The 24,040-nt window shown below is 73.3% G+C and carries 18 protein-coding genes and 1 other RNA gene; 14 read left to right on the forward strand and 5 right to left on the reverse strand.

The window, feature by feature from the left end; translation table 11 throughout:
* The first annotated feature begins 306 nt into the window (after positions 1–306).
* From WME97_RS40995 to WME97_RS41040, 10 genes are all read left to right on the forward strand, one after another.
* Positions 307–945: a ComEA family DNA-binding protein gene (locus WME97_RS40995; protein WP_437545917.1), complete on the forward strand. Its 639-nt coding sequence runs from the start codon at positions 307–309 to the stop codon at positions 943–945.
* 264 nt (positions 946–1,209) lie between these two features.
* Positions 1,210–2,697, forward strand: a complete 1,488-nt coding sequence (locus tag WME97_RS41000) for a UDP-N-acetylmuramate--L-alanine ligase (protein WP_437545918.1) — start codon at positions 1,210–1,212, stop codon at positions 2,695–2,697.
* Positions 2,694–3,566 (forward strand): inositol monophosphatase family protein, encoded by an 873-nt coding sequence (locus WME97_RS41005; RefSeq protein WP_437545920.1) that lies wholly within the window; start codon positions 2,694–2,696, stop codon positions 3,564–3,566. Before WME97_RS41000 ends, WME97_RS41005 begins: the two co-directional genes overlap by 4 nt.
* Positions 3,567–3,783: 217 nt before the next feature.
* A non-coding RNA gene (ssrS, locus tag WME97_RS41010) (6S RNA) lies at positions 3,784–3,976 on the forward strand.
* A gap of 271 nt (positions 3,977–4,247) precedes the next feature.
* The gene (locus WME97_RS41015; protein ID WP_437545922.1) at positions 4,248–5,090 is read left to right on the forward strand and encodes a hypothetical protein; all 843 of its coding nucleotides are present in this window, start codon (positions 4,248–4,250) and stop codon (positions 5,088–5,090) included.
* A 3-nt stretch (positions 5,091–5,093) separates the two neighbouring features.
* Positions 5,094–6,869 carry an MXAN_5187 family protein gene (locus WME97_RS41020; protein ID WP_437545924.1) on the forward strand — a complete coding sequence of 592 codons (1,776 nt, stop codon included), beginning with the start codon at positions 5,094–5,096 and terminating at the stop codon, positions 6,867–6,869.
* Between the two features lie 44 nt (positions 6,870–6,913).
* Positions 6,914–8,485, forward strand: coding sequence for an OmpP1/FadL family transporter (locus WME97_RS41025; RefSeq protein ID WP_437545926.1), 1,572 nt, complete (start codon positions 6,914–6,916; stop codon positions 8,483–8,485).
* Positions 8,486–8,647: 162 nt separating this feature from the next.
* Complete coding sequence (gene trxB / locus WME97_RS41030) at positions 8,648–9,607, forward strand: thioredoxin-disulfide reductase (RefSeq protein WP_437545928.1); 960 nt, start codon at positions 8,648–8,650, stop codon at positions 9,605–9,607.
* A 10-nt stretch (positions 9,608–9,617) separates the two neighbouring features.
* Positions 9,618–10,712, forward strand: coding sequence for a uracil-DNA glycosylase family protein (locus WME97_RS41035; RefSeq protein WP_437545930.1), 1,095 nt, complete (start codon positions 9,618–9,620; stop codon positions 10,710–10,712).
* Between the two features lies 1 nt (position 10,713).
* Positions 10,714–11,289, forward strand: a complete 576-nt coding sequence (locus WME97_RS41040; RefSeq protein ID WP_437545932.1) for a DUF2085 domain-containing protein — start codon at positions 10,714–10,716, stop codon at positions 11,287–11,289.
* A 3-nt stretch (positions 11,290–11,292) separates the two neighbouring features.
* Here the strand turns inward: WME97_RS41040 and WME97_RS41045 are convergent, their stop codons facing one another.
* Positions 11,293–12,351 carry a hypothetical protein gene (locus WME97_RS41045; RefSeq protein ID WP_437545933.1) on the reverse strand — a complete coding sequence of 353 codons (1,059 nt, stop codon included), beginning with the start codon at positions 12,349–12,351 and terminating at the stop codon, positions 11,293–11,295.
* 753 nt (positions 12,352–13,104) lie between these two features.
* Positions 13,105–13,884 (reverse strand): ExbD/TolR family protein, encoded by a 780-nt coding sequence (locus WME97_RS41050; protein WP_437545935.1) that lies wholly within the window; start codon positions 13,882–13,884, stop codon positions 13,105–13,107.
* Between the two features lie 62 nt (positions 13,885–13,946).
* Here WME97_RS41050 and WME97_RS41055 point away from each other — a divergent pair, with 62 nt between their 5' ends.
* The 3 genes from WME97_RS41055 (at position 13,947) to WME97_RS41065 (ending at position 18,415) form a co-directional block, all read left to right on the forward strand.
* Positions 13,947–15,575 (forward strand): AMP-binding protein, encoded by a 1,629-nt coding sequence (locus WME97_RS41055; RefSeq protein WP_437545937.1) that lies wholly within the window; start codon positions 13,947–13,949, stop codon positions 15,573–15,575.
* An 82-nt stretch (positions 15,576–15,657) separates the two neighbouring features.
* The gene (locus WME97_RS41060; RefSeq protein WP_437295507.1) at positions 15,658–16,263 is read left to right on the forward strand and encodes a hypothetical protein; all 606 of its coding nucleotides are present in this window, start codon (positions 15,658–15,660) and stop codon (positions 16,261–16,263) included.
* 136 nt (positions 16,264–16,399) lie between these two features.
* Positions 16,400–18,415, forward strand: a complete 2,016-nt coding sequence (locus tag WME97_RS41065; protein WP_437545939.1) for a hypothetical protein — start codon at positions 16,400–16,402, stop codon at positions 18,413–18,415.
* 115 nt (positions 18,416–18,530) lie between these two features.
* Here WME97_RS41065 and WME97_RS41070 read toward each other — a convergent pair whose 3' ends face one another.
* The 3 genes from WME97_RS41070 to WME97_RS41080 all read right to left on the reverse strand — a co-directional run bounded on the left by WME97_RS41070 (position 18,531) and on the right by WME97_RS41080 (position 22,769).
* Positions 18,531–19,448 (reverse strand): alpha/beta fold hydrolase, encoded by a 918-nt coding sequence (locus WME97_RS41070; protein ID WP_437545941.1) that lies wholly within the window; start codon positions 19,446–19,448, stop codon positions 18,531–18,533.
* Positions 19,449–19,554: 106 nt separating this feature from the next.
* Complete coding sequence (locus WME97_RS41075) at positions 19,555–21,231, reverse strand: multiheme c-type cytochrome (RefSeq protein ID WP_437545943.1); 1,677 nt, start codon at positions 21,229–21,231, stop codon at positions 19,555–19,557.
* Between the two features lie 65 nt (positions 21,232–21,296).
* The gene (locus WME97_RS41080) at positions 21,297–22,769 is read right to left on the reverse strand and encodes an MlaD family protein (protein WP_437545945.1); all 1,473 of its coding nucleotides are present in this window, start codon (positions 22,767–22,769) and stop codon (positions 21,297–21,299) included.
* A 105-nt stretch (positions 22,770–22,874) separates the two neighbouring features.
* Here WME97_RS41080 and WME97_RS41085 point away from each other — a divergent pair, with 105 nt between their 5' ends.
* Positions 22,875–24,032: a CAP domain-containing protein gene (locus tag WME97_RS41085; RefSeq protein WP_437545947.1), complete on the forward strand. Its 1,158-nt coding sequence runs from the start codon at positions 22,875–22,877 to the stop codon at positions 24,030–24,032.
* Positions 24,033–24,040 lie beyond the last annotated feature (8 nt).

Raw genomic sequence — 24,040 nt, forward strand, 5'->3', positions numbered from 1 at the left:
GCCGCCGGTCGCGGGGCGCCCGGGGCGCTGATGGTAGCCGAGCTTCTCGCTCGAGACACGGCGCTCGGCCGCCCGGCGGCGAGGTCGACAGCGCCGCGCCGGCCGCGCCGCGCGCCTCCGCCATGGCGGCGCCAGGCCCCGGAGCGCCTCCCACCCGGGATTTGCTCGGGTTTCCAGGCAAACGCGCGCCGGCACGCCGCTCGCTTGGCGGTGGTGGCGACGCCGAGGAGACGAACGCCGATCGCGGGTGCGCGGAGGGCGACGTCCCTGGCACGAGACGGGATGACCGGAAGGAGACGCGGCACGATGCAAGCGACATCGAAGGGGACAGGCTCGCCCGCCGGGCCGGCCGATGCAGCGCAGGACAACGAGGTGATTCGCCCGTGGCGAGAGCGGGCGCTGGCAGCGCTGAGGGACTCGGCCTGGACCGCGCTGGGCGGCAAGGTCGCGGCCTACATTGCGGGGTTCTTCGCGCTGGCGCTCGTGGGCTCCGGGCACGCGCTGAGCCTGCTCCCGACCCGCCCGGCAAACCCGGCCCGCCCGACCGATCCGACCGCGGAGCTGGCGATGGTCGCCGGCGATCCAGCGCCGCTCGGCTCCGCCGGAAGCCCGCCGCCCCAGGCCGGAAGCCCGCCGCCCCAGGCCACCTCCGAGCCCGGCGCCGACGCGGGGGCTGCAGCGGTAGAGCCGCCGCCGCCCGGCGATGGCGGGGCCGGCGCTCCCGCGGGCGGCGTGACCGCAGACGGAAAGGTCGTGCTGAACCTAGCGACCGAGGCAGACCTCCGGCGCCTCCCCGGCGTCGGCCCGGCGAAGGCAGCCGCGATCCTGGCGCTGCGAGCCAAGCTCAAGCGCTTCCGGAAGGTCGATGACCTGCTCCGGGTCAAGGGGCTGGGCCGGCGGTCGCTGAAGCGGCTGAGGCCGCTCGTGCTCGTCGATCCGCCCTGACGCTGGACGCGAGCCGCAGCGCCAGCTCGCCTCCTCGGTCGAGCCGTCCAGACAGGGAGTCTGCCAGGACCGGTAAACGTGCGGAGCGTGAGATATCGAGTCAAGGCGCGCTCGTTCTCTTCGGTATCCCCGCAACGAGATCGCGCGCGACTTCAGACATCGCGGACGCGGCGCGCGCCGACTCCCGGGGACCGGCGCGGTCTGGCGAGCTCTCGCGCGGATGCCCCCTTGCCCCCCCGGGGCGCTCGGGCACACTGCGCCGCGATGCACGTCCACTTCGTCGCCGTCGCGGGCACCGGCATGGGTGCGCTGGCGGGGCTCTTCAAGGCCGCAGGGCACGACGTCTCGGGCTCCGACGTCTCGTTCTACCCGCCCATGGGGCCGGCCCTCGAGCGGTGGGGCGTCCGCCTCCTGACCGGCTTCGATCCCGCGCACCTCGACCCCCGGCCCGATCTCGTCGTGATCGGCAACGTCTGCCGCCCGACGAACCCCGAGGCCCGCGCCGCGATCGACGGAGGCATGCGGGTGACCACGATGGCGCACGCGCTCGCGGATCACATGCTCGCCGGCCGCTCCCCGCTCGTCGTGGCCGGCACGCACGGCAAGACGACGACGAGCTCGATGTGCGCGTGGATCCTTCACGAGGCAGGCAGAGACCCTGGCTTCCTCATCGGCGGCCTGCCGAAGAACTTCGAGGCGAGCTTCCGCCTGCCCCGGAGCGCCTCCTCGGCGAGCGACCGCCGCGGCCTGCCGCTCCTCGGCGAGGCGGGCGCCGGGCGCCGCAGGACGCCGTTCGTCGTCGAAGGCGACGAGTACGACACCGCCTTCTTCGAGAAGACGCCGAAGTTCTGGCACTACCAGCCCGAGGTGGGCGTCGTCACGTCGATGGAGCACGATCACATCGACATCTACCCCGACGCCGCGTCCTACGAGGCGGCGTTCCGCGGGTTCGTCGAGCGGATCCCGGAGACCGGGCTCGTCGTGGCGGCCGCGCACGATCCGCGGGTCGTCGAGCTGGTGTCGCGATCGGCGCGCGCAGAGGTCGCGTGGTTCGCGCTCGAGGGCGACGACACGCACGGGCGGCCGCCGCACTGGCTCGCCGCGCCCGCGGAGGCCGGCGAGAGCGGCCAGTCGTTCGATCTGTACGCCGGCGGCGTCCTGGCCGGGCGCTTTGCCCTGCAGATGCCTGGGCACCACAACGTGCGCAACGCCATCGCCGCGATCGCGGCCGCGGCGCAGGGCTTCGGCGTGCCGCTCTCGACCGCGACCACGGCGCTCGCCGGCTTCGCGGGCGTCCGGCGCCGGCAGGACCTCCTGTTCGAGGCGCGCGGGGTCCGCGTCTACGACGATTTCGCGCACCACCCGACCGCGGTGGACGAGACGCTGCGCGCGCTCCGGTCCAGGCACCCGGGAGGCGCGCTGTGGGCGGTGTTCGAGCCGCGCAGCGCGACCGCGTGCCGCGCCCTGCACCAGGAGCCTTACGCGCGCGCGTTCGACGCGGCCGACCGCGTCGTGCTGGCGCCGCTCGGGCGCCCGGACATCGCCGCCGGCGAACGGCTCGATCTCGACAGGCTGGTGCGCGACATCGAGCACGGCGGCAAGCGCGCGGAGGCGGCGGCCTCGGTGGACGCGATCGTCGCCGCGATCGCGCGCGACGCGCGGAAGGGCGACACGATCGCGCTCCTGTCCAACGGGGCTTTCGGCGGCATCTACGAGAAGCTCCGCGGCGCGCTGTCGGCGGAGGCGCGATGAGCGGGCGCGGATCAGCCGAGCTGCTCGAGCTCTCCGAGATCGCCCTGCGCGTCGCCGAGGAGGCGGCGGCGCTCGTCCAGGCCGGGTTCCGGGCAGGGCCGCGCGGCCTGCGCGTGGAGGAGAAGGGGCCGCACGATCTCGTGACCGAGTTCGACCGGGCGAGCGAGGACCTGCTCGTCGCGCGGCTCGACGCGCTCTCGCCCGGCGTCGCCGTCGTCGGCGAGGAGCAGAGCGCCGCGCGCCGCGCGGAGCCGCGCGGCGGGCTCGTCTGGTACGTCGATCCGCTCGACGGCACGACGAACTTCGTCCACGGCCATCCGTTCTGGTGCGTGTCCGTCGGCCTGATGGATGACGACGTGCCCGTCGCCGGCGCCGTCGTCGCGCCCGCGCTCGGGCTCCGCTGGACGGGCTTCCAGCCGCGCGGCGCCGCTCGCGCGCCGGTGGGCACGGCGGCGATCGACGGAGCGGCACGCCGCAACGGCGAGCGATGCGCGGTCAGCGCCACGGCGTCGCTGGAGCGCGCGATGGTGGCGACCGGCTTCCCGCCGATCCGCGACCGGGCGCCGGACAACAATTTCGACGCCTTCATGACCGTCAAGCGCAACGCGCAGGCCGTGCGTCGTTGCGGCAGCGCGGCCATCGATCTCTGCATGGTCGCGGACGGAACCTACGATGCGTACTGGGAGCGCCGGCTGCACGCATGGGACGTCGCCGCCGGAAGCGCGATCGTCCGCGGCGCGGGCGGCGTCATCACCGCGCTCGACGGCGGTCCGCCGAACTACCACACAGGCAACATCGTGGCGTCGAACGGCCTCGTCCATGCCCCCATCGTCGCGCTGTTCTCTCCCCCGGGCTCGCCGACCTGCTAGGCGCCGGCCAGCTCGGGGCCACCCGTACGCCATCAGGCGCTCATGCATGACGCGTGCAGGACTCACGGGTGAATCGGGCGAGATCCCTGCGCGATTCATGCATGACCCGTGCGAGCGATGTGAACCGCCACCAGCGACCAGCGACCGCGACCATCAAAACATGAGAACGTGCGGAAGAGCTGTTGACGGAGCCGCCCAGTGAACTATCCTATGGTTGTTCCCTCTGCCGACTTCGTGAGGCGCTGGACGATTGAATCCCGAGTAAGCAAGAACCAGGGAGCCAGCAACGATACCGTGGTGAGCTAGGCCCGGAACCATTCACCGGGAAGCCTGAAGCGGTACTTAGGCTCCCACCTAGCAGCTATGCTAGGGGTTCAAGTCCTTCGGCCCACGTCCTCGGCGGTACGGAACATCTCTCCCCTGCGGGCCGTCCAAGCGGCCCGCAGTTTTTTGATGCCCTCGACATGCGCACGGCGACCGGCGCACCGCGGCATCACCTGACGGCGGGGGTACCCCGCCTGGGCGCGGCGCTGCGGCGCTGCGGCGCTCGCGGCACCGGACAAGGCCAAGCACACCGCACAAGGAACGGGGAGCCCGCAGGGCGGCGCGGGCGGGGCACGCGGCGCACGGCCCGGCTTTTGTTTCCGTTCTCATCCCCCTTCCGGTAGCTTCGGGCCTGCGATGGATACGAGATCCCCTCGATCTGCAGGTGCGCAGCACGACGAGCAGCGCCCGCTCGTCGGCGCAGCGCGGTTTGGGTCGTCAGGCCTCCTCGCGCGCCGCCTCCCCGGCAGCTCGCGCTTCGTCCGGCGCCTGGCCTTGACGCTCGCGATCCTCACCGTGCCCGGGGCTGCCCTGGCGGCGGTGACGATCAAGGGCCGGGCCACGGGCATGCCCAAGCTCCTGAACCCGGTCTGGAACGAGGCCAAGGACCCGAAGGCGAACCGGTACACCTTCCGCGAGCCGTCCCCGACCGTCCGCGCCGATGTCCGCGCGCTCTTCGGCTACGCGCCGAAGGAGCTGTGCATCGCCGCGCTCGGCGAGAAGGGCGCGCCGCTCAAGACGCCGCGCTCGATCGTCATCGCGGGCGGCCGCACCTCCCCGGTGACGATCGTCGTCGCCGAGGGCCAGCAGATCCAGTTCGAGAACCAGGACCCGTTCCCGCACAAGATCTACGACGTCGGCAACAAGGGGCTCCAGCCGGTCGAGATCGCCGCGGCCAAGACCCGCGCCTGGACACCGCCAGGCCCCGGCAAGTACGAGCTCCGCGACCAGCTCGCCCCGAGCGTCCGGTCGTGGATCGTCGTCGAGCCGAGGGCGGTGGCCGTCGCCTACCCGGATCGTCAGGGCAACTTCGCCATGGAGATCGAGGCCGGCACGTACACGCTGCAGGGCTACTTCAACGGCGAGCCGGTCGGGAAGGCCATCGAGGCGATCGTGAAGCCCGGGCCGGACGAGCAGTTCATCAAGGAGCCGGTCGTCGTGGGTGAGGCCGGCGGACCGAGCGCGGAGGCTGGAAAGTAGGCCATGCTGCTGTCGCGTTTCTGGTACGGGGTGCTCGCGCTCGCGCTCGGCGCCGCGGTCTTCGTCCTCTTCGTCGCCGCGCAGCTCTACAACCGCTCGAGCCACCGCGCGATGAGCGAGGCGCTCAGCGCCGACTCCAGCGCGGTCGAGTGGTTCCTCAACGACGACGCCCGGAAGCGCTCGAGCGCGCTCATCCGGGTCGCGCTGAACCCGGCCCTGCGGACCGCGCTCGCCAAGTCGTCGGCCGAAGCCAAGCCCGGCGCCGATCTGCGCGAGAAGGCCCGCACCGCGCTGCGCACCGCGACCGCGGAGGTGCCCCCGGAGCTCAAGTTCGATCACGTGTGGGCCGTCGACGCGGCGGGCCGGGTGATGGCGTCGGTGGACTTCGAGCACCGCGAGGACTGGGAGCTCGGCGGCTACCCGCTGGTCGCCGACGCCCTCCACGGCTGGATCCGCGATGACGCGTGGGTCTGGAAGGGCCGCATCCTCCGCGTCGTGGCGCGCCCCGTCGAGCAGGACGTCAACGGCGAGCCGGTCGGCGCCGTGATCGGCGCCAAGATCATCGACGACACCTTCGCCCGCGCCGTCACGAAGCGCACCGGCGCCGCCGTCGGCTTCTACGCCGAGGGGGCGCGCGTCGCCTCCGGCGCGCCCGAGGGGTTCGACAAGGCGAACCTCGACCAGATCACGCAGGATCTGAAGCTGCTCGACGACAACAAGGACTACATCGAGAAGGGGCGCTCGGAGGTCCGCGTCATCGGCCAGCACCTCGGCGTGGTCTACGCGCGGCTGCCCGGCGAGGCGTGGGAGCTCGGCGCCGGCTACGCGGTCGGCCGCCTCGCGGCGTCGGTCGAGTCGCCGCTCAACTTCCTCGACAAGGCGAACAACGACGACAAGAGCGAGGTGCCCACGGCGCTGATCCTGGCCGGCGTCCTCGCCATGGCCGCGATCGGGCTGGTGCTCTCGTTCCTGGAGCACACGCGGCCGCTCCATGTCTTCCGCGGCGAGGCGGCGCGCTTCTCCAAGGGCGAGGTCGACGTGCTGGCGCCGAGCCGCTTCCGCGGCGCCTTCCGGAAGATCGCGGCCGACATCAACGACGGCGTCGAGAAGGTGGCCGCGAAGGGCGGCGCGCCCCGGAAGGCCGCCGACCTCGAGCAGGTGCTCGGCCCGATCCCGACGCAGCCGGCGATGAGCGCGTTCTCGGTGCCGCTCGGCCCCGGCGAGCCGCGCCCTGACTCGCGCCCCTCGTACCCGAAGCCCATGGTGAGCCCGCGCGGCCCCACGCGGCGGCCCGGCTCGCACCCGCTCAGCGGCCCGCCGCCGGCCCGCGACTCCGTGGAGCCGGTCGAGGCGATCGAGGAGGTCTCGGACGCGGGGATGGCGATCTCCACCCTCGAGCCCGCGGGCGCTCCCGGGCGCCCGCCGCCGCGGCGCCCGCCGCCGCCGCCGCCGCCCAGGGCGCCGGGTGCTGCGCCCGCCCTGCCGAACCCGCTCCCCGAGCCGATGAGCGCGCCGGCCGCGCCGCTCGCGCCAGCGCCGCAGCAGGACGGCGCGGGAGATCCGGACGAGCTCACCGAATGGAACGCCGTCTACGAGGAGTTCCTGTCGGTCAAGCAGCAGTGCGGGGAGCCCACGAACGCGCTCACCTTCGAGAAGTTCAAGGGGACCCTGCAGCGCAACAAGGACGCGCTCGTGGCTCGCCACAACTGCTCGCGTGTTCGCTTCACGGTCTACGTGAAGGACGGCAAGGCGGCGCTCAAGGCGTCTCCGGTGAAGTGAGGCCGAGCGGCGGGGATCGCCGCGCGGTGGGGACGGGGGGGGTCATGAGACGAGGATCTGCCGGCGCCGCGGGCGCCGCGTTCGCTGCGATGGTGGCCGGCGGCGCCGCGCGCGCGTCGTCGGGGCTCGACTCGCCCGACATCGGGGTGCTCCAGCTCGGCCGCGGCGGGGCGTGGGTCGCGCGGGCGGACGATCCGCTCGCCGCCTACTTCAACCCGGCGGGGCTCGCCGCGCAGCGGAGCGGGGCGCACGGCGGCGTCCACTTCATCCAGCTGGCCCAGTGCTTCACGAGGCTCGGCCCTGGCGGCCGCCCCGTCCCGCCGAGCGCCACGACGGCGATCCCGGCGCCCGGCAGCGACGGGGGCCCCGACCCCGCGGTGTGCGCCGAGGGCGGCCTGTTCCCGAACCCGCAGCTCGCGGCGACCCTGCGAGTGAGCGACGCGCTCGCCCTCGGCGTCGCGGTGCTCGGCCCGCACGGCGTCGGCGAGCGGGCATGGCCCGAGTCGCTCCGGTACACGCACCCGAGCTTCGGCGACATGACGCAGCCGTCGCCGCAGCGGTACCTGCTCACGTCGCTCGACGCCCTGATGTTGATGCCGACGCTCTCGGTCGGCTTCACCCCCGCGGAGGGGATCTCGCTCGGCGCCGGCTTCATCTGGGGCACGGCGGCGATCGATTTCGTCAACTTCAGCGAGGCGCTCTCGGGCGAAGGGGGCGACGACTTCAAGGCGCACGGCGATCTGCGCACGCGCGCGGAGGCGACCGACCTCTTCATCCCTGGCTTCGTCCTCGGCGCGCGCTGGGCGGCGGCGGCTCACCTCGACCTGGGCGCATGGTTCAAGTGGCAGGACGCCGTGCGCGCGAAGACCGATCTCACCATCGAGTCTCGCTACTGGACGCCGGCAGGGGCGAAGGACGAGGACCCCTGCAAGGGCGAGGCGCCGAAGTGCAACGTCACCGAGGAGCAGGGCGCCGGCGATCTCAGGATGCGGATCCCCATGGAGGCGAAGCTCGGGCTCCGGTACCACATGCCCCGCGCCGGCGCGCGGCGCGCGGCGAACGCACGCCGCGCCTCCGCCGCCGAGCTCCACGTCCGCGACCCGCTGGCGGATGACCTCTTCGACGTGGAGCTCGACTTCACCTGGGCCAACAACAGCGCGGTCGACGCGATCGAGGTCCGGTTCCGCGAGGGCATCCCCGTGCGCGGCACGAGCGTGGGCACGGTGCCGCCCAACGCCGACGTCCCGCACCGCTGGCGAGACGTCCTGGGAGTCCGGCTCGGCGGCGATTTCGTCGTGCTCCCGAGCCTCCTCGCGCTGCGCGCCGGCGGCTTCTTCGAGAACAAGGGGCAGGACGACGCCGATCTGAACCTCGACTTCCACCTCGGCTACCGGATCGGCGTCGGGGCCGGCGTGACCGCGCGCGTCGGCCCGGTCGACATTTCAGCGGCGTTTCAGCACACGTCCTTCGGTGCGCTGGACAACGGCGGGAACGGGCGCCTCAAGGCCGTATCCGGCGCTGCGCTCAGCGGCTACCGCAGCGTCCAGAGCGTCAACGGCGGCCGCTTCGAGAGCAGCCTGGACGAGTTCGGTCTGAGCGGAACCATGCGCTTCTGAGCGGGCGGCTGCTCGGGCGTGGCTCCGGCGTGGCTCCGGCGTGCCTCTGGCGTGCCTCGGGCGTGGTGGAGCGGAGCGCAGGACGCGCGGCGCAGCGGAGGCGCGCCGGACCGCCGGGGCGGTCGACGCGGAAGGCGGTCGCGCCTATAAGATGCCTCCACCATGAGTGAATCGAACGTCCGCAACCTGGTCATCATCGGCTCCGGCCCCGCCGGGCTCACCGCCGCCATCTACGCGGCGCGCGCCAACCTGAAGCCGCTCCTCATCGAGGGCTTCAGCGCCGGCGGCCTGATCCCGGGGGGCCAGCTCATGTTCACGACCGACGTCGAGAACTACCCGGGCTTCCCCGAGAAGATCACCGGCCAGGAGCTGATGCAGCGCTTTCGCGATCAGGCCGCCCATCAGGGCACGGAGATCGTGACGGCGGACGTGACCAAGGTCGAGCTGACGGGCCACCCCTTCAAGGTGTGGGTGGAGGACACGCTCTACCTGGCGAAGGCGGTGGTGATCGCGACGGGCGCGCGCGCCAACTACCTCGGCCTCGAGAGCGAGGACAAGCTCAAGAACAAGGGCGTCAGCGCCTGCGCGGTCTGCGACGGCGCCCTCTTCCGCGGCCAGGACGTCGTGGTCGTCGGCGGCGGCGACACGGCGATGGAGGAAGCCACCTACCTGTCCGGCCTCTGCAGCAGCGTCACGCTGGTGCACCGCCGCGACGAGTTCCGGGCGTCGAAGGCGATGATCCAGCGCGTGGTCGAGAACCCGAAGATCAAGATCCTCTACAGCCACGTGGTGGAGGAGGTGCTCGACGTGAAGGCCGATATGGTGACGGGCGTCCGCGTGAAGAGCACGAAGACGGGCGACAGCCACCTCGTGCCGGCGGCGGCGATGTTCGTCGCGATCGGCCACACGCCGATGACCGATCTCTTCGTCGGGCAGCTCGACACGCACCCGAACGGCTACCTGAAGACGGTGCCGGGCTCGACGCGCACCAACATCCCGGGCGTCTTCGCCGCGGGCGACGTGCAGGACTGGAACTACCGCCAGGCCGTCACGGCCGCTGGCACGGGCTGCATGGCGGCCCTCGACGCGGAGCGCTGGCTCGCGCAGCAGGGCGGCCACTGAGAGGACGACCATGGTCGAAGCGCTGCGCGAAGAGCTCGCCGATCTGACCGCCTCGCTCCGGGCGTTCCTGGAATGGCACGCAACGACCGGCGCGGACGGAATGCCGGGCCACCCCGCAGCGCTCCACGAGGCGCTGGGCGCGACTTCTTCGGACGGCGCTACGCCGGCGCCTCGGCGGCCGGAGCGCGGCTTCTCCGGGCAGGATGCGCCCTCGCCGCCGGTGGCGCGAGGGGGCAGCAGCGCGGCGTTCTCGCCGCCGCCGCGCGGTGGCGCCGCGGGCGCCCCGCTGCCGCATCCGGAGCAGCGCGGAGCCGCCGCGGGCGCCTCCCTGCCGCATCCGGAGCAGCGCGGTGGCGCTCCGCAGCCGGAGCAGCGCGGCGGCTTCGAGTCGCAGGGGGCGTGGTCGCCGACGCAGACGCAGGCGCAGCGAGGTCCCGAGCCGTCGCCCCGGCCTGCCGTGGGCGCCGCACCGGCACCTCGCGCGGATACGGCTGCGCGCGCGAGCGCAACGCTGCCGGACACGAAGGAGGAGCGCGCGGCGCGGCTCTCGCTCATCGCGGAGGAGGTCCGCACCTGCCAGAAGTGTCCGCTCCACGAGGGCCGCACCCACACGGTGTTCTCGCGCGGCGACCCGAGCTCCGCGGTCGTGTTCGTCGGCGAGGGGCCAGGGGCGGAAGAGGACCAGCAGGGGCAGCCGTTCGTCGGCGCGGCGGGGCAGCTGCTCGACAAGATGATCGCGGCGATGGGGTACCACCGCGACGAGGTCTACATCTGCAACATCGTGAAGTGCCGGCCGCCGAAGAACCGGAAGCCAGAGCCGGCCGAGATGGCGGCCTGCAGCCCGTACCTCACGGCTCAGCTCGCGCTGATCAAGCCGAAGGTGATCGTGGCGCTCGGCGCCACCGCGGTGCAGGGGCTGATCGGCACGAGCGAGGGGATCACGAAGCTCCGCGGCACGTGGAAGCTCTACAAGGGCTCGATCCCGATCATGCCCACGTTCCACCCGGCCTACCTGCTGCGCCAGCCGAGCGCGAAGCGAGAGGTCTGGAGCGACCTGAAAGAGGTGATGCGCCACCTCGGCAAGAGCGCGCCCGACAGAGGCTGAGGTGGCCCCGTGCGCTTCCGGGCGCGGGCAGCCAGCGGCGCAGGTGCCCGCCGCCGTCCGCGCGGGCGCCGAGCCGCACGCGCTCGCCGCTGTCGGCGCAGGCGCCGAGCCGCACGCGCCCGGCGAATCGAGCCCGGCCGAGCGGCTTTCGCTGCTGTCGATCGTGCGCTGCGCGCTGGTCCTCCTCGGCGCCCTGCCCTGGTGCCTCCCCCTCGCGCGGAGCCGCGCGCCGCTCGGAGAGCTCGGCGCGGCGCTCGATCGTGTCTTCGCGCCGATGTGCCACCGGATGCCCGAGCGATCCCTCGCGCTCGACGGCGTCGTCATGCCGCTCTGCAGTCGCTGCGCTGGCATCTTCGCCGGGATCGCGGCGGGCGCCGCGATCGCGCGCCCTCGCCTGGCGATGACGGCGTGGCGCCCGATCCTCATCGCCCTCGCCGCGCTGATGGCGGTCGACGTGGCGACCCAGGACCTCGGGCTGCGCCCCGTCTGGCATGCGAGCCGCCTCGCCACGGGCGTGGCCTTCGGTTATGCCGCGGCCGCGGCGTTCCTCACGCAGATCGCTCGCCGCCCGCTCTGAGCGCTACTTGCGGCCGCCCATGGCCCTGCACTCGTGGACGGGGCCCTTCGTGGCGTTGCGAACGCAATCGCTGTACGCGGCGAGGCCGTCCTTCCACTTGCCCGTGTCCTGGAGCGCCGAGCCCAGGTAGAGATAGGGCAGCGCGTCGCTCGGATCGGCCGCAATGGCCGCGCGGGATGCCTCGATCGCGTCCTTGTACCTGCCGCGGTTGAGGAAGCTCAGCGCCTCCTTCTTCAGCTTGCCCGCGTCCTCAGCGCTGGCCGCCGGCTCCGCCGCCTTCTCTGCCTCGGCCTTCTCCGCCGCAGCCTTCTCTGCCTCGGCCTTCTCCGCCGCAGCCTTCTCTGCCTCGGCCTTCTCCGCTGCGGCCCTCTCTGCCGCGGCCTTCTCCGCGTCGGCCTCCGCCTTCACCGGATCGGGAACGGCGCCGGCCCCTTTTGCAGAGGACTCCGTCAGCGCCGACTCGGTTTGCGCAGGCGTCTTCGCCCGTGCCGGAGAGGGAGCACCCGCCGCAGCCAAGAGCTTCGCCTCGACGGGCGCTGGCTTCGGAGCCGGCGCGGCCATCGCGACCGGCGCAGGTGAGGACGGCTTGCTCGAGAACACCGCCTTGGCGACGACCGCAACGGAGATCACCCCGGCGAGCCCCGCGACCCCCGCGACGATCCGACGAAGGCGCGCCCGCCGGGCGAGGGTCTCGGGCGACAGCTGATGAACCACGACGAGCCGCTCGTCAGCGTGATCGTCGGGGCCGCTGGCCACCTCGGCGAGCGGCGGGAACGACTCTTCCTCCTCGCGCCGAAAGAACGCCGCCGTGGGCGAGGAAGGGTCGATCAGATCGAGCGCATCCTCGTCGGACGCCAGCTCATCGGGCGGGGACGCAAGGGCACCCGGCTGGGTCAGGGCGCCGGCTTGTGGAGCCATGATCAACGGGTCGTGCTCGAGCGCCTTGTGAGGGTCCGCGTCGTCCGTGTCGCCTGGAACGGCGCGCTGCGCGGCGAGCGCCTCGGACGCCGGCGCGAGCGCGGCGACCGGTGCAGCCGCGACGACCGGTGCAGCCGCAGCCACCGGTGCAGCCGCAACGACCGGTGCAGCCGTAACGACCGGTGCAGCCGCAACGACCGGTGCAGCCGCAACCACCGGCGCAGCCGCAACCACCGGCGCAGCCGCAACCACCGGCGCAGCCGCAACCACCGGCGCAGCCGCAACCGCCGGCGCAGCCGCGGCCACCTCCGCGACGATCGGTGCGGCGGGCGCCTCGAGAGCCGGCGACACAGCGGGAGCATCGTCCGCAGCGCTGGCTGCCAGCGCAGGAGCGGCGGAACACTCAGCTACCTCGGCGACGACGTCCGAGCCGCTCGCGACCGGCCTCGCGGAGTCCCTTGTCGCGACGGCCGGCCCCTCAGGCGCCGCCGACACCCGCGGCTGGGAGGCCCGGGGACGGAGACTTCGGCCCCTGTTCGCGCGGGCCGATCCAAGAAGTCGCTTCGACATGTCCGAACCATCCTCCCGTGATTGTCACGCCCCCGATGGCGCAGGGGACCGGCGACTCGCCCTATTCATGATCCAGGCCGACCCCAACGGCGAGCGCTCGCCCGCGCATTTCCGTGCCTTCGCAGCACCATCGCCTGTGCCGGATCGTGCCGCGGTCACCCCAGCCAACCCTACCCGCGCTCGAACGAGCACACACGCGATCTCGCCCCACCGCGTTCGACAGCCCCCCCGCAAAAATGCGCACCGAGCGCACCCGCTGCCCCCTCCAGCCGGTGCGCCCCGAAGGCACGGCGATCCAGGCGATGGAGCCCCCCGGCGCCGCGCACGTCAGCCTCCACCGAGCTGCACCGGCCGCCCCGCGACCGGGGCAGCGCGGAGCAGGACGAGCGTGTCGAGCTTCTTCTTCGCGTCGGAGGCCATGACCGTGCCCGCCAGGTTGTGCGCCATCTCCCAGGACACCTCGTCGTCCGCCGAGAAGAAGGCCACCGTCGCGCTGCACGCGGCGATGTCCTTCGTGAGCTGCTCGCCGGTGTTCGACAGATCCGGGCCGGCAAGCCCCTTGCGCTGCTTCTTGCCCATGCCGCCGCCGAACGGCCAGATCGCCGTCGCGAGGTCCTTCAGCACCATCGTGCTGACGGCGCAGGAGGGCGGCTTCGACACGCGCCCCTCGGGGACCACCGTGATCTCCTTCGGGAGGTCGTCTCGACCGTCGGTCTTGATGACGACCTTCGGCGCGCCGGCCGCGCCGAGCTCGGTCACGACCGCGGCGACGGCGCTCGGCTTCGCCCTCTTGTCGGCCAGCAGCGTCACGGGCTTGCCCTCGATCGGCAGCTCGCGGATCACCTTCGTCAGCTTCTCGGGCCCCTCCTTCTGCGCCAGATCCACGCGCTGGCCGCCGATGTAGGGGCCCATGGAGTCGACGAGCAGCTCGGGCATGCCCTTCGGCTTCGGCGGCGCGACGGGCGCCTCGACGCTCGGGGCCGCCGTGGCAGCCGCGCCAGGCTCGGAGGGCTTCGGCGCGCTCTCGCACGCCGCCGCGGCCAGGAGCAGGCCGGCGGCGAGCGCGATGCGCGGCGAGGCGCCGACAAGGAGGCAGGAAGCTCTCATGGCGCGGCAGTGTAACCAACCGGCCTGGCTCCGCGCACCTCCGCTGTGCGAGAGTTCGCGCGATGGCTTCTCCGCTCGTCGAACGGCTCGCGCAGCTCGGCTCGTCCGCCCGAACCGCCGTCGAGGACGAGCGGGGGCAGACCAGCTTCGCGGCGCTCCTGGAGCGAGCCCTCCGCGTCCGCGGCGCGCTGCTCGCCGGCGGCTCGCGGCGCGGCGCGGGTGAGGCCGAGAGCCCGAGCTCCCTCGAGGGGGAGCGCATCCTGCTCCTCGTGTCGCCCGGCGCGGCGTGGGTCTCGGCCTTCCTCGGCACCCTCCTCGCCGGGGGGATCGCGCTGCCGCTGTCGGCGCTCTATCCGCCGGCAGAGCTCGAGTGGCTCGCGAGCGACGCCGGCGTGCGGCGGATCATCGCCGACGGCGATCTCGCCGCCGTGGCCGCCCCGATCGCGCAGGGCCGCGCCGTGCTCCGCGTGGAGGATCTCGAGCGCGCCGCCCCCGGGCGAGACGCGGCGATCTCTGACATCGCCGCGGACGATCCGGCGCTCCTGCTCTACACGAGCGGCACGACCGGCAAGCCGAAGGGGGCGCTGCTCACGCACCGCAACCTGGCCGTGCAGGCGGAGCTCCTGCGCGCGGCCTGGGGCTTCTCGGATCACGACCTCTTGCTGCACGCGCTGCCGCTGCACCACCTCCACGGCGTCGTCATCGCGCTCATGACGTCGCTGCTCGCGGGCAGCGCGACCAGGATGCTGCCGCGCTTCGACGCCCAGCGCGTCGCCGCCGAGATCGCGGGCCGCTCGGTGACGTCGTTCATGGCGGTGCCGACCATGTACCAGCGGCTGTTCGAGCACGTCGACCGGGGCGGCGCGCCCGGCTTCGCCGCGGGGGCGCAGGCCCTGCGGCTCGCGACGAGCGGCTCCGCGGCGCTGCCGGTGACGCTCGCCGAGCGCTGGCGCGACCTCACCGGCACGATCCCGCTCGAGCGCTTCGGGATGACCGAGATCGGCGTCGGCATGAGCAACCCGCTCGATCCAGGCGCGCGCCGGGCAGGCTGGGTCGGCTTCCCGCTGCCGACCGTCGAGGCCCGCATCACGGACGACGCGGGCAACGCGTGGGCGCCGGGTGAACAACCGCCGGGGGAACGGCCGCCGGGCGATCCCTCGGCGCCGCGCGACGCCGCGGTCGCGCGAGGTGAGCTCTGGATCCGCGGGCCCAGCGTCTTCAAGGGATACCTCGGGCGCGAGGACGCCACCGCCGCGGCCTTCCAGGACGGCTGGTTCCGCACCGGCGACGTCGCGGAGCGCTCCAGCGACGGGCGCTTCCGGCTCCTCGGGCGGACCTCGGTCGATATCCTCAAGAGCGGCGGATACAAGCTGTCCGCCCTCGAGATCGAAGAGGCCCTGCGGGAGCACGGCGCGATCGCCGAGGTCGCGGTGATCGGCGTCCCTGACGAGGCGTGGGGAGAGCGCGTCGTCGCGGTCGTCGTCGCCGCGCCCGGGCGAGAGGCGGAGTGCGCCACCGGACCGCTCCGCGCCTGGGCGAAGGAGCGCCTCGCGCCCTACAAGGTCCCACGCGAGTCGATCGTCGTGCGGGCCCTGCCGCGCAATGCGATGGGCAAGGTCGTCAAACCAGAGCTCGTGAAGACCATCGCAGCGGGCATTGCCGTGGAGGAGCGCGGCCCTCTCGCGCGGTAGACGCGCGAGACGCGCGGTCGTCGCGGCTTGACCGACGCGCTCGGCTCCGGCCTACTCGACGCCAATGCAGCCTGCCAGCCCCATGGTCCAAGCCCAAGCCGCGTACGGCGGCCTCGCGGTTCAACCGTTCTCGCACCCGACGTACACGATCAAGCGGCCTTTCTGGTCGCTGCTCGGCCGCAAGTTCCACGTCTATGCGCCCGACGGCTCCCTCGTCTGCTTCGTCAAGCACCCGCTGCTCAAGCTGCGTGAGGAGTTCACCCTCTTCGCGGACGAGTCGGAGTCGCAGCCGCTGCTCACGATCCGCTCGCGGCAGGTCATCGCCCTCAACCGGTGCCTCGACGTCCTCGACGCGCGCACCGGCGAGCGCGTCGGCACCATCCGCTCGCGCGGGCTCAAATCGATCGTCCGCGACACCTGGGACATCCTCGACCCCGCGGATCAGCCGGTCGGGCTGATGCAGGAGGACGGCGCCGCGCTGCTCCGCCGCATGTTCCCGCTCCTCATCGGGAAGTGGCACATCGAGCTCCATCAGCAGGAGGTCGCGAAGGTGAAGCAGGTGTTCCGGTGGTTCGTGAAGGAGTTCACGCTCGACCTGTCGATGAACCAGGGGCGAATCGACGCCCGGTTCGCCATCGCCTGCTCCCTGCTCGCCCTCATGGCCGAGACCGCGCGCGAGTCCCGCTAGGCCCCCACCCGAGACCCGCCGCGGCCTCGCGAGCGGCCCGCGGACGCCGCGGCCGGCGCGGCCTTCGGACGCACGCGCATTCGCTCGCTCGCCGAAACTTGGCCCATTTCCGCGAGCTCTGCGAGGGTCCGGCGCGATGCGCCTCGATCCTGTCTCCCGCCTCGACTCCGCCTCCGAGGAGGGCCGACCGACGTCCCCCCCTGCGCCCCCGTGCGGCACGGCCCGCTTCGCCCCGAGCGGGCAGGGCGCCGACTCCGAGCGCGAGCTCAGGTCGCAGCGCTTCCTCTGGGCGAGCGCGCCGGCAGCACCCGACGGGCAGCTCCGCGCGACGATCGAGGAGGCCGTCGAGCTCGCGCTGGCCCTGCGCGGCGCGCTGCCGCCGCGGGTCCAGGAAGGCGCGCCGGTCGAGGTGGTGATCGCCGACCAGATCTTCCGGGCCAGGGCGCTCGGCGCCGCGGGCCTCGCCGTCGCCCTTCCGCGCCTCGCGGGCGGGCGCTCAGCCTCGCCGCGCGCGCTCCACCCGGACGACAGCGCGACGCTCCTCGCCTGGCTCGGCGCGGCGCGCGAGGCGCCCGTCGCCCTCGTCTTCGACGCGGACGACAGGTCCGCGCAGGTGCTCGCGCCGGTGCCCCTCGCGGACCTCGTCGAGAGGAGCACGCGCGGCGGGTACGGCGCCGTCTCCTCCATGTCCCCGCGCGGGCAGGCGCGGAGCCTCGCGGCGCGCGGGGAGGACCGCCCCGTCGGGCCGGCGCAGCCGAGCGCCGGAGCGAGAGCCCCGGTCGAGGCGCTCCCGGCGGGGCCGACAGCCGTGGACGAGGCGCCCCAGGCCGGACCGACAGCCCCGGACGAGGCGCTCGAGGCCAGGCCGACGGCCCCCGAAGCGCACGGTGCGCCAGCGTCGCCCGCCTCCGCCGAAGGGCGGACGGACGGGCGGCTGCGCGGCGTGCTGCCCCCCCGCTCCTCGAGGATCCGCCGCGCGGACGCGCCGGCGGCCGTCGCCGGGAGAAGCGCCGTCGCGGCGCGGGCGCCGGGCGCGAGCACGCCGCCGGCCACGGACGAGACGGCCGGGATGGCGCCCGCCAGCGCCGAGCCGGCCGCGCCGGCCGCCGAGCCGGGCGCGCCGCACGAGGAGCGCGGCGCAGCGATGACGCTCAGGCCGCCGCGAGGGGCGTACGAGGCCGCGCCGAACGCGCCGAGCGTGCCGAGCGCGCCAAACGCGCCAAACGCGCCAAACGCCGACGGAGCCCAGGCGGACGCCGACGCGCCCCCGCAGGCGCGGCGGGAGCGGAAGGCGCCGCGCGACCGGATCCTCAGCGCGGCGGAGTGGCGCGCGCTCGCCGTCGAGCTCGACAACGCCCGCGGCCCGAAGCCGGTCCGGGTCATCGAACAGCTGTTCGCGACCCACTACACGCCGCTGCTCGGCGCGACGCTCGCGGGCGAGACGGACGCTGCCGTGCGCGGCGTGGTCGACAGCTGGAGGACCAGCTTCGAGCACAGCTACCGGGAGGCGTTCTCGGCGCTGCGCGTGACCGGCAAGCGGCCGCCCATGGTGTTCGACGCCCCGGACATCGCCTCCCGCATCGCCCGGCTCAACGGGGCGCGCGGGGTGAAGCTCCTGCTCGTGGACGCGATGCGCTTCGACCTCGGCGAGCGGGTCGCCGCGCACCTGAAGGAGATCCTGGTGGATCGGGCCATCCTGGTGGAGCGATCGCTCCTCTGGGCGGCGCTGCCGCCGACGACCACGGCGCAGATCTCGCTGCTCGCCCGAGGACCGGACGGGCTCCGCGAGACGATGCCCCCGAGCGAGGCGGAGCCCGCCATCGCCCGCGGGCGCGCGGTGGCGACGCTGCGGCGCGAGCGGGTCGGGTCGCGCGAGCTGATGAAGCTCGACCTCGTGGAGGCGCGCCTGCGCGCCGCTGGGCCGCCGTTCGCCGAGCGGATCGAGGCCATCGCGGAGGAGGTCGCCGATGTGATCGCGCGGTTCATGGCCAGCCTGCCGCCGCGGACGCTGCTGCTCGTGTTCGGCGACCACGGGTTCCGCATGGCACCGATGGGAGACGGCAGCGCGACCGGCCCGGCGTCGCAGGGCGGAGGCTCGCCCGAAGAGGTGCTCGTCCCGGCGCAGGCGTGGCTCGTCGGCGGCGTGCACTGAGCGGCCCTGGACTCGACAGGGGCGCGCTGGCGTCCCTGGACGGCGCTCCCCAGTTCCTGGACGCCCACCGGCCCCCTTCCCGGAGGGCACGGCCGTGTCATGACGCCCAGGAGGGCTACAGGGAGGGATCTGCGCCGGCCGAGAGAAACGCGGTGAGCGCCGGGAGGACGACCGCCGGATCCTCCAGGTGAGGAGCGTGCCCGAGCGGCACCATGTGCAGCGTGGCGCGGGGGATCGCCGCGGCCGCGGCGATGCCGAGCGGCGCCGGGAACACGTCGTCACGCTCGCCCCAGAGCACCAGCGTCTCCGCGTCGATCTCGCCGAGCCGCGGGAGGCGATCGGGAACGGCGCCGAGGGCGGGGAACAGCGCGTTGAACGCGGCGACGGGCGCGACCCGGCCGTCGGGCACGGCGTAAAACTCGCCGTGCAAGGCGGCCAGGCGCTCGCCGAGCGGGGTGGGCCGCGGCGGACGGATGCGGCGGAAGAGCGCGGGGCCGAGCACCCGCGCCAGGCGCTCCGGCGGGGCGCGGAAATAGGCGCGGCTCCACGCCGTCATGACGGGACCGACCCCCATCGCGCCGATGAGCACGAGCTTCCGCGGGCGCGCGCGCTTGCGGAGCGCGATCTCCGCCGCGACCAGCGCGCCGAGGGAGTGGCCGACGAGGGCGGCGTCGCCGAGATCCAGCTCGAGAAGGAGCTCCTCCACGGGATCGGCGAAGAAGCGGAGGCCTTCCTCGAACCCCCCGCCCTCGAAGGGCGGAGACGACGCGTGGCCGAAGCCGGGAAGATCCACCGCGACGACGCGGTGGCGCCGCGCGAGCTCGGGGAGCAGCGGGAACCACGTCGTCGCGGCGTTCCCGCGGCCGTGCAGGAGGACCACCGGCGAGCCGCTGCCGCCCTCCAGGTAGCGGAGCGTCGAGCTCAGCGCGGCGCGGCGGTGCACAGCGAACGGCGGCGCGCCCGCGGCGAGCTCCGCAAGGATCGCGCTCTCGACCGGGCCAAGGCGGGAGACGACGGCGTGGACGTTCGTCACAGGCGCATTCCGTAGCGCGATCGAAACGGCGCGGGAATGCCGCAGCCCAGGAGCAGCCCAGAACCAGAAGAACCAGCGGGAGAGGGCCGCCGCCGCGCCCCCTCCTTCAGTCCCTGCCGTGCCCGGGGCCGAGGATGAGCTGCATCTTGGCCACGGGGTCGAAGCCCTCCACGTGCGGCGGGTGGTGGCACTGCGTGACGCAGCTCTGGGGCGGGGCCGAGAGCACGATGAGCCCCTTCTTCTCGGGATCCTTCGCGTGGAGCGAGCCGGGGCCGTGGCACTCCTCGCATTGCACGTTCTGCAGCGACGCGTTGTGCGTCACCGTGGAGCCGCCCGGCTTGCCGTACCCGGTCACGTGACAGCTCACGCAGTCCAGGTTGAACTCCTTGAAATCCTGCTGCAGCGTGGCGTAGGCCCGCGCGTGCGCGGTGCCGTCGAAGACCTTGCGCTCCTCGTCGTGGCAGTTCGTGCAGGCGTCGATGCCGATGTAGCTGGCCTCGCCCTTCGCCGGCTTCTCGGGGACGCGATCCGCGAAGGCCTGCTTGTTGTGGTCGTTGACCCGCTTGTAATAGGCGAGGAGCTGCCCGGCGACGTCCTTGTCGGCCCCGAGCTTCTCGCGCACCTCGACCGAGCTGTAGCGGAAGAAGCTGCCGGTCACCTTCGTCTCCGCCGCCTCGAGCTGCGCCTTCTCGGCCCGGAGCTTCTCGAGATCCGCCTTCCGCGCCTCGACGTCCTTCGCCGCCACCCGCTTGTCGCCCTCCCAGCCGTTGAGGCGGATCTCGAGCTCCCGGATGCGCTCCGACAGGCTGATGAGCTCCCCGGCCTTCGCGACGCCGCCCGCGTCGGCGAACACGAGCGGGCCGCTGCCGCCGCCTCGAACGAAGAGATCCACGACCGCCACCGACTGGAGGTGGTTCGGCGTCTCCACGACAAGCGTCGACCCGATGATCTCCGGCGGCTTCGGGCCGTCGTTGCCGTCGCCGCGCTCGCTCGGCTTGCCGAGCACCAGCACGTGCAGCTCCGGCACGTTGTCCGCGAGCCGCAGCGCCTCGCCCCTGGGCAGCGCCGCGAGCCCCACGAAGACGCTCGCGCCCTGCTTCTTCGCCTCCTCGACGCCGGCCTTCATCGCGTCGATCGCCGGGCCGGCCTTGACGCCGTCGGGGTAGGCGCCGGCGCGGCCCTTCGGGTCGCTCACGCCGATGAGGCCCACCTTCACGCCGGAGACGTCGCGCACGACGACGCCCTGGACGCCCTTCGCGCCCTCGAGGTTCTTGCCGAGCAGCACCGCCCCGGATTGCTCCTGGTACTTGCCGAGCGCCTCCGCGCCGAGCGCCCAGTCGTTCTCGCCAGGCGCCCACGCCGTCAGCCCGATGTCCTTCGCCGCGAGCGCCATCGCCTCGGCCTTCCACGCGTCCTGCGAGGAGCGCTCCGGCTTCACCTCGGGGTCCGTGAAGAGCATCGGCCCGGCGCCGACCACGAGCCGATCCGGGGCCTCGCCGCGCTGGGCCTCGATCAAGGCGGCGAGGTGGTCGATGCCTCCCAGCTGATCCTTCGTGCAGCCGCACGGCTCCAGCGCGCCGGCGACCGTGCTGAGCACGTAGAGCCGCACCGTCGGCTTGTTCGCGTTCGCGTTCGCGTCCACGTCCGCGTCCGCGCTCACGGCGGCCGTCGCGGGGAGCTTGCACCCCTGACAGGCCGAAGCGAAGGCCGCCGCGGAGATCGCGACGAAGGGGATCAAGAGCGCGTATCCGCGACGCACTCCGTGAAGAAGCGAGCGCTTCATGCTCGCGCTATAGCACAGGGGCCCGGGCGCACCTCCGGGGCCGCGCCGAGAGGGCGGGGGCGCGATCAGAAGCCCGACGGCGCGAAGGGCAGGACCGTCTTCAGGTCCGCGTCGTTGAACCGGAGCTGCAGGCCGATGAAGTAATCCCGGCGATCGGCGTTCAGGATGTCGTCCATCCCGCCGAGCAGCCACAGCTTCCGGATGAACTCGTACGCGAGCGCGACGCGCCAGCGCGGCGACAGCTCCTCGCCGAAGCCGAAGAGGTCCTGGCGGAGCTCGAACCGATCGTCGAGCAGGTGGAGATCGAGGCCGAGGCCGCCCGTCGACTCCTTGATGCCGAACCGGCCCGTGAAGGGGCCGAGCCGCTTCGCGAACTGGAACGAGAACCGGAAGGCGTTCGTCGTGATCGTGCGGACCTCGCGGTAGTGCGCGGGCTCGTTCGGGTTGGTCGTGTCGACGTCGATCTGCTGGAAGTCCGTCTTGCCGCGCGGGTCGTTCACCAGCTCGACGACGTAGTACTTGTCCTCCGTCGGCTGGAGCCTGAGCTCGACGTAGCTCTTGATGGTGTTCGCGAGGAAGTTGTAGTCGGTGCGCAGCCCGACCACCGTCTGGAACCGGCTGAGCCCGCCGACGAGCTCGCCGACGTTCTCGACGACCGTCTCGACCTCGTTGATCAGCGTCTCGTCCCGGGTGATGCGGCCGAGCGTCCCCTCCCCGCGGTCGACGCGCGCGGCGACGCTGTCGACGTGCTTCAGCGCCGACTCGAGGCTCTCGGTCGCGCGGCCCACGCGCTCTGCAGCGCTCCGGAGCTCCCCGGGCTGCCCGTTCCGGCCGGGCACCTCGGCCGCGGCCGTCATCATGCGGATGTCGCGGCTCACCTGCTCGACGTTGCGCAGGATCTCCCGCAGGCGCGGGCCCGAGTCGCCCGTGATCTGGTTGATGTTGTTGATGGTCTCCGTGACGCCCGCGCGGTTCTCGCGCACGGTCGCGTTCATCTGCTCGGTGACCTCGGCGAGGTTCTCGAGGATCTGCGCGAGCCGCTCCTGCCCGCCCTCGGAGCCGACGGTGTTCCTCAGCGTCTCGGTGACGGCCTTGACGTCCTTCAGGATCTCGGAGACCTGCCCCTGCATCGACTGGATCGTGGGCTCGTCGATGTAATAGAGGACCCTCCCCTCGTCGGGGATGCGCGGCTTGCCCTCGGTGCCGGGCGAGAGCACGACGAACGACTCGCCGATGAGGCTCGTCGCGCGCTTGCCGATGGCCGCGTCCTCGTAGAGCGGGACGTCGGGGCTCATCTTGATGTCGATGCGCGCCTGGCCGTTGTAGAGCGAGATCTTGTCGACGACGCCGACCTGGATGCCCGAGATCATCACCCGCGACTGCGGAGATACGCCGATCGCGTCGGGCAGCGTGGCCCAGACGCGGTAGCCGTTCCCGCCGCCGACGTCGCGCGAGACGAAGCGGTACCCGCCGTAGGCCGCGCCCGCGAGCACGATCGTCATCACGCCGACCTTCGCGGCCTTGGAGACCTCAGCCATGCTGCGCGACGGCCACGGTAGCACGAGCCGCCCGCGGGACCGCGCGGCTTTCGCGGCGACTCAGGTGAACGAGCGCCGGGGCGGGAAACCTGCTAGCCGAGTCGAATGCGGTCATGGTGGGCCAGCGGGGTGCTTGGCGCGGCGCTCGCCTCCGCGGGCGTGGCGGCAGCGGAGCCGCCGGCGCTCACGTGGGAGGCGACGACGCGCTCGCCCCAACCCCCCAAGGCGGTCTCGCCGGAGATCGCCGCGCTCGCGGCGCGCTGCGGCAGCGCGGACACGGCGCTCGCCGCCGTCGCCCAGCGCAACGTCGAGCGGCAGCTCCAGGGCGGGGAGATCATGGCGCCCGACGAGCTTTCGTTCACGCTGCGCGCCGCCGGCGCGCCGCACGCCTGGCCGAGGGGATGGTCGATCTCCGGCCGAGGGCTCGGTCCGGCGGAGATCGGGGCGCGGATCGACGGGTGGCTCTCGGGGTGGACCTCCCTCGGGGTGCGGCGATGTGGGGTGGCCCAGGCGAAGAAGCCGGACGGGACGGTGATCGTGTCCGCGATCGGGGTGGACGCGCTCGCGGATCTGTCGCCGCTGCCGACGACCGCGCGGGTAGGGCAATGGGTGACCCTCGAAGGGACGATGCGGGTCCCGGCGACCGCGGCGAAGGTGGTGCTGCTGGGGCCGCGGGGCGCGCCCAAGACGGTGCTGAGCTCCCTGTCGGGCGCGCGGCTCCGCTCGAGCTTCGCGGTCGACCAGCCGGGGAGCTGGCTCGTGCAGGTGCTGGCCACGGTGTCGACCGGGCCGAGGCCCGTGCTGGAGGCGATGATCTTCGCGGGGAGCGCTCCGCCGGGCCGGTTCGTCCGCGCTGCAGCGCCGGGCGAGGAGGCCGCGAAGGGGGCGCAGGGCGACGAGGACGCGATGCTGCGGATGATGAACGCCGCGCGGGCGTCGGAGCGCCTGCCCGCGCTCGCGCGCGACGCGGCGCTCGCCGCGCTGGCGCGGGCGCACTCCGAGGAGATGATCAAGGCGAAGATGGTGGGCCACGACGTGGGCTCGGGCGATCCGGCGGCGCGCCTCAGGGCGGCCGGGTACGAGGCGACGATCGCGGGGGAGAACGTGGCCAGCTCGGGCACGACCGAGGGAGCGCACCGCGCGATCTGGGCGAGCCCGTCGCACCGGGGCAACCTGCTCGACCGGCGCTACCGGAGGACCGGCGTGGCGGTCGTGCGCGACCCGACCGGCCGGGTCTGGGTGACGCAGCTGCTCGCAGGCTGACCGCGGGC

Origin of the sequence: Sorangium sp. So ce367 (assembly GCF_051520455.1) — a bacterium.
Classification (GTDB): Bacteria; Myxococcota_A; Polyangia; order Polyangiales; family Polyangiaceae; genus Sorangium; species Sorangium cellulosum_B.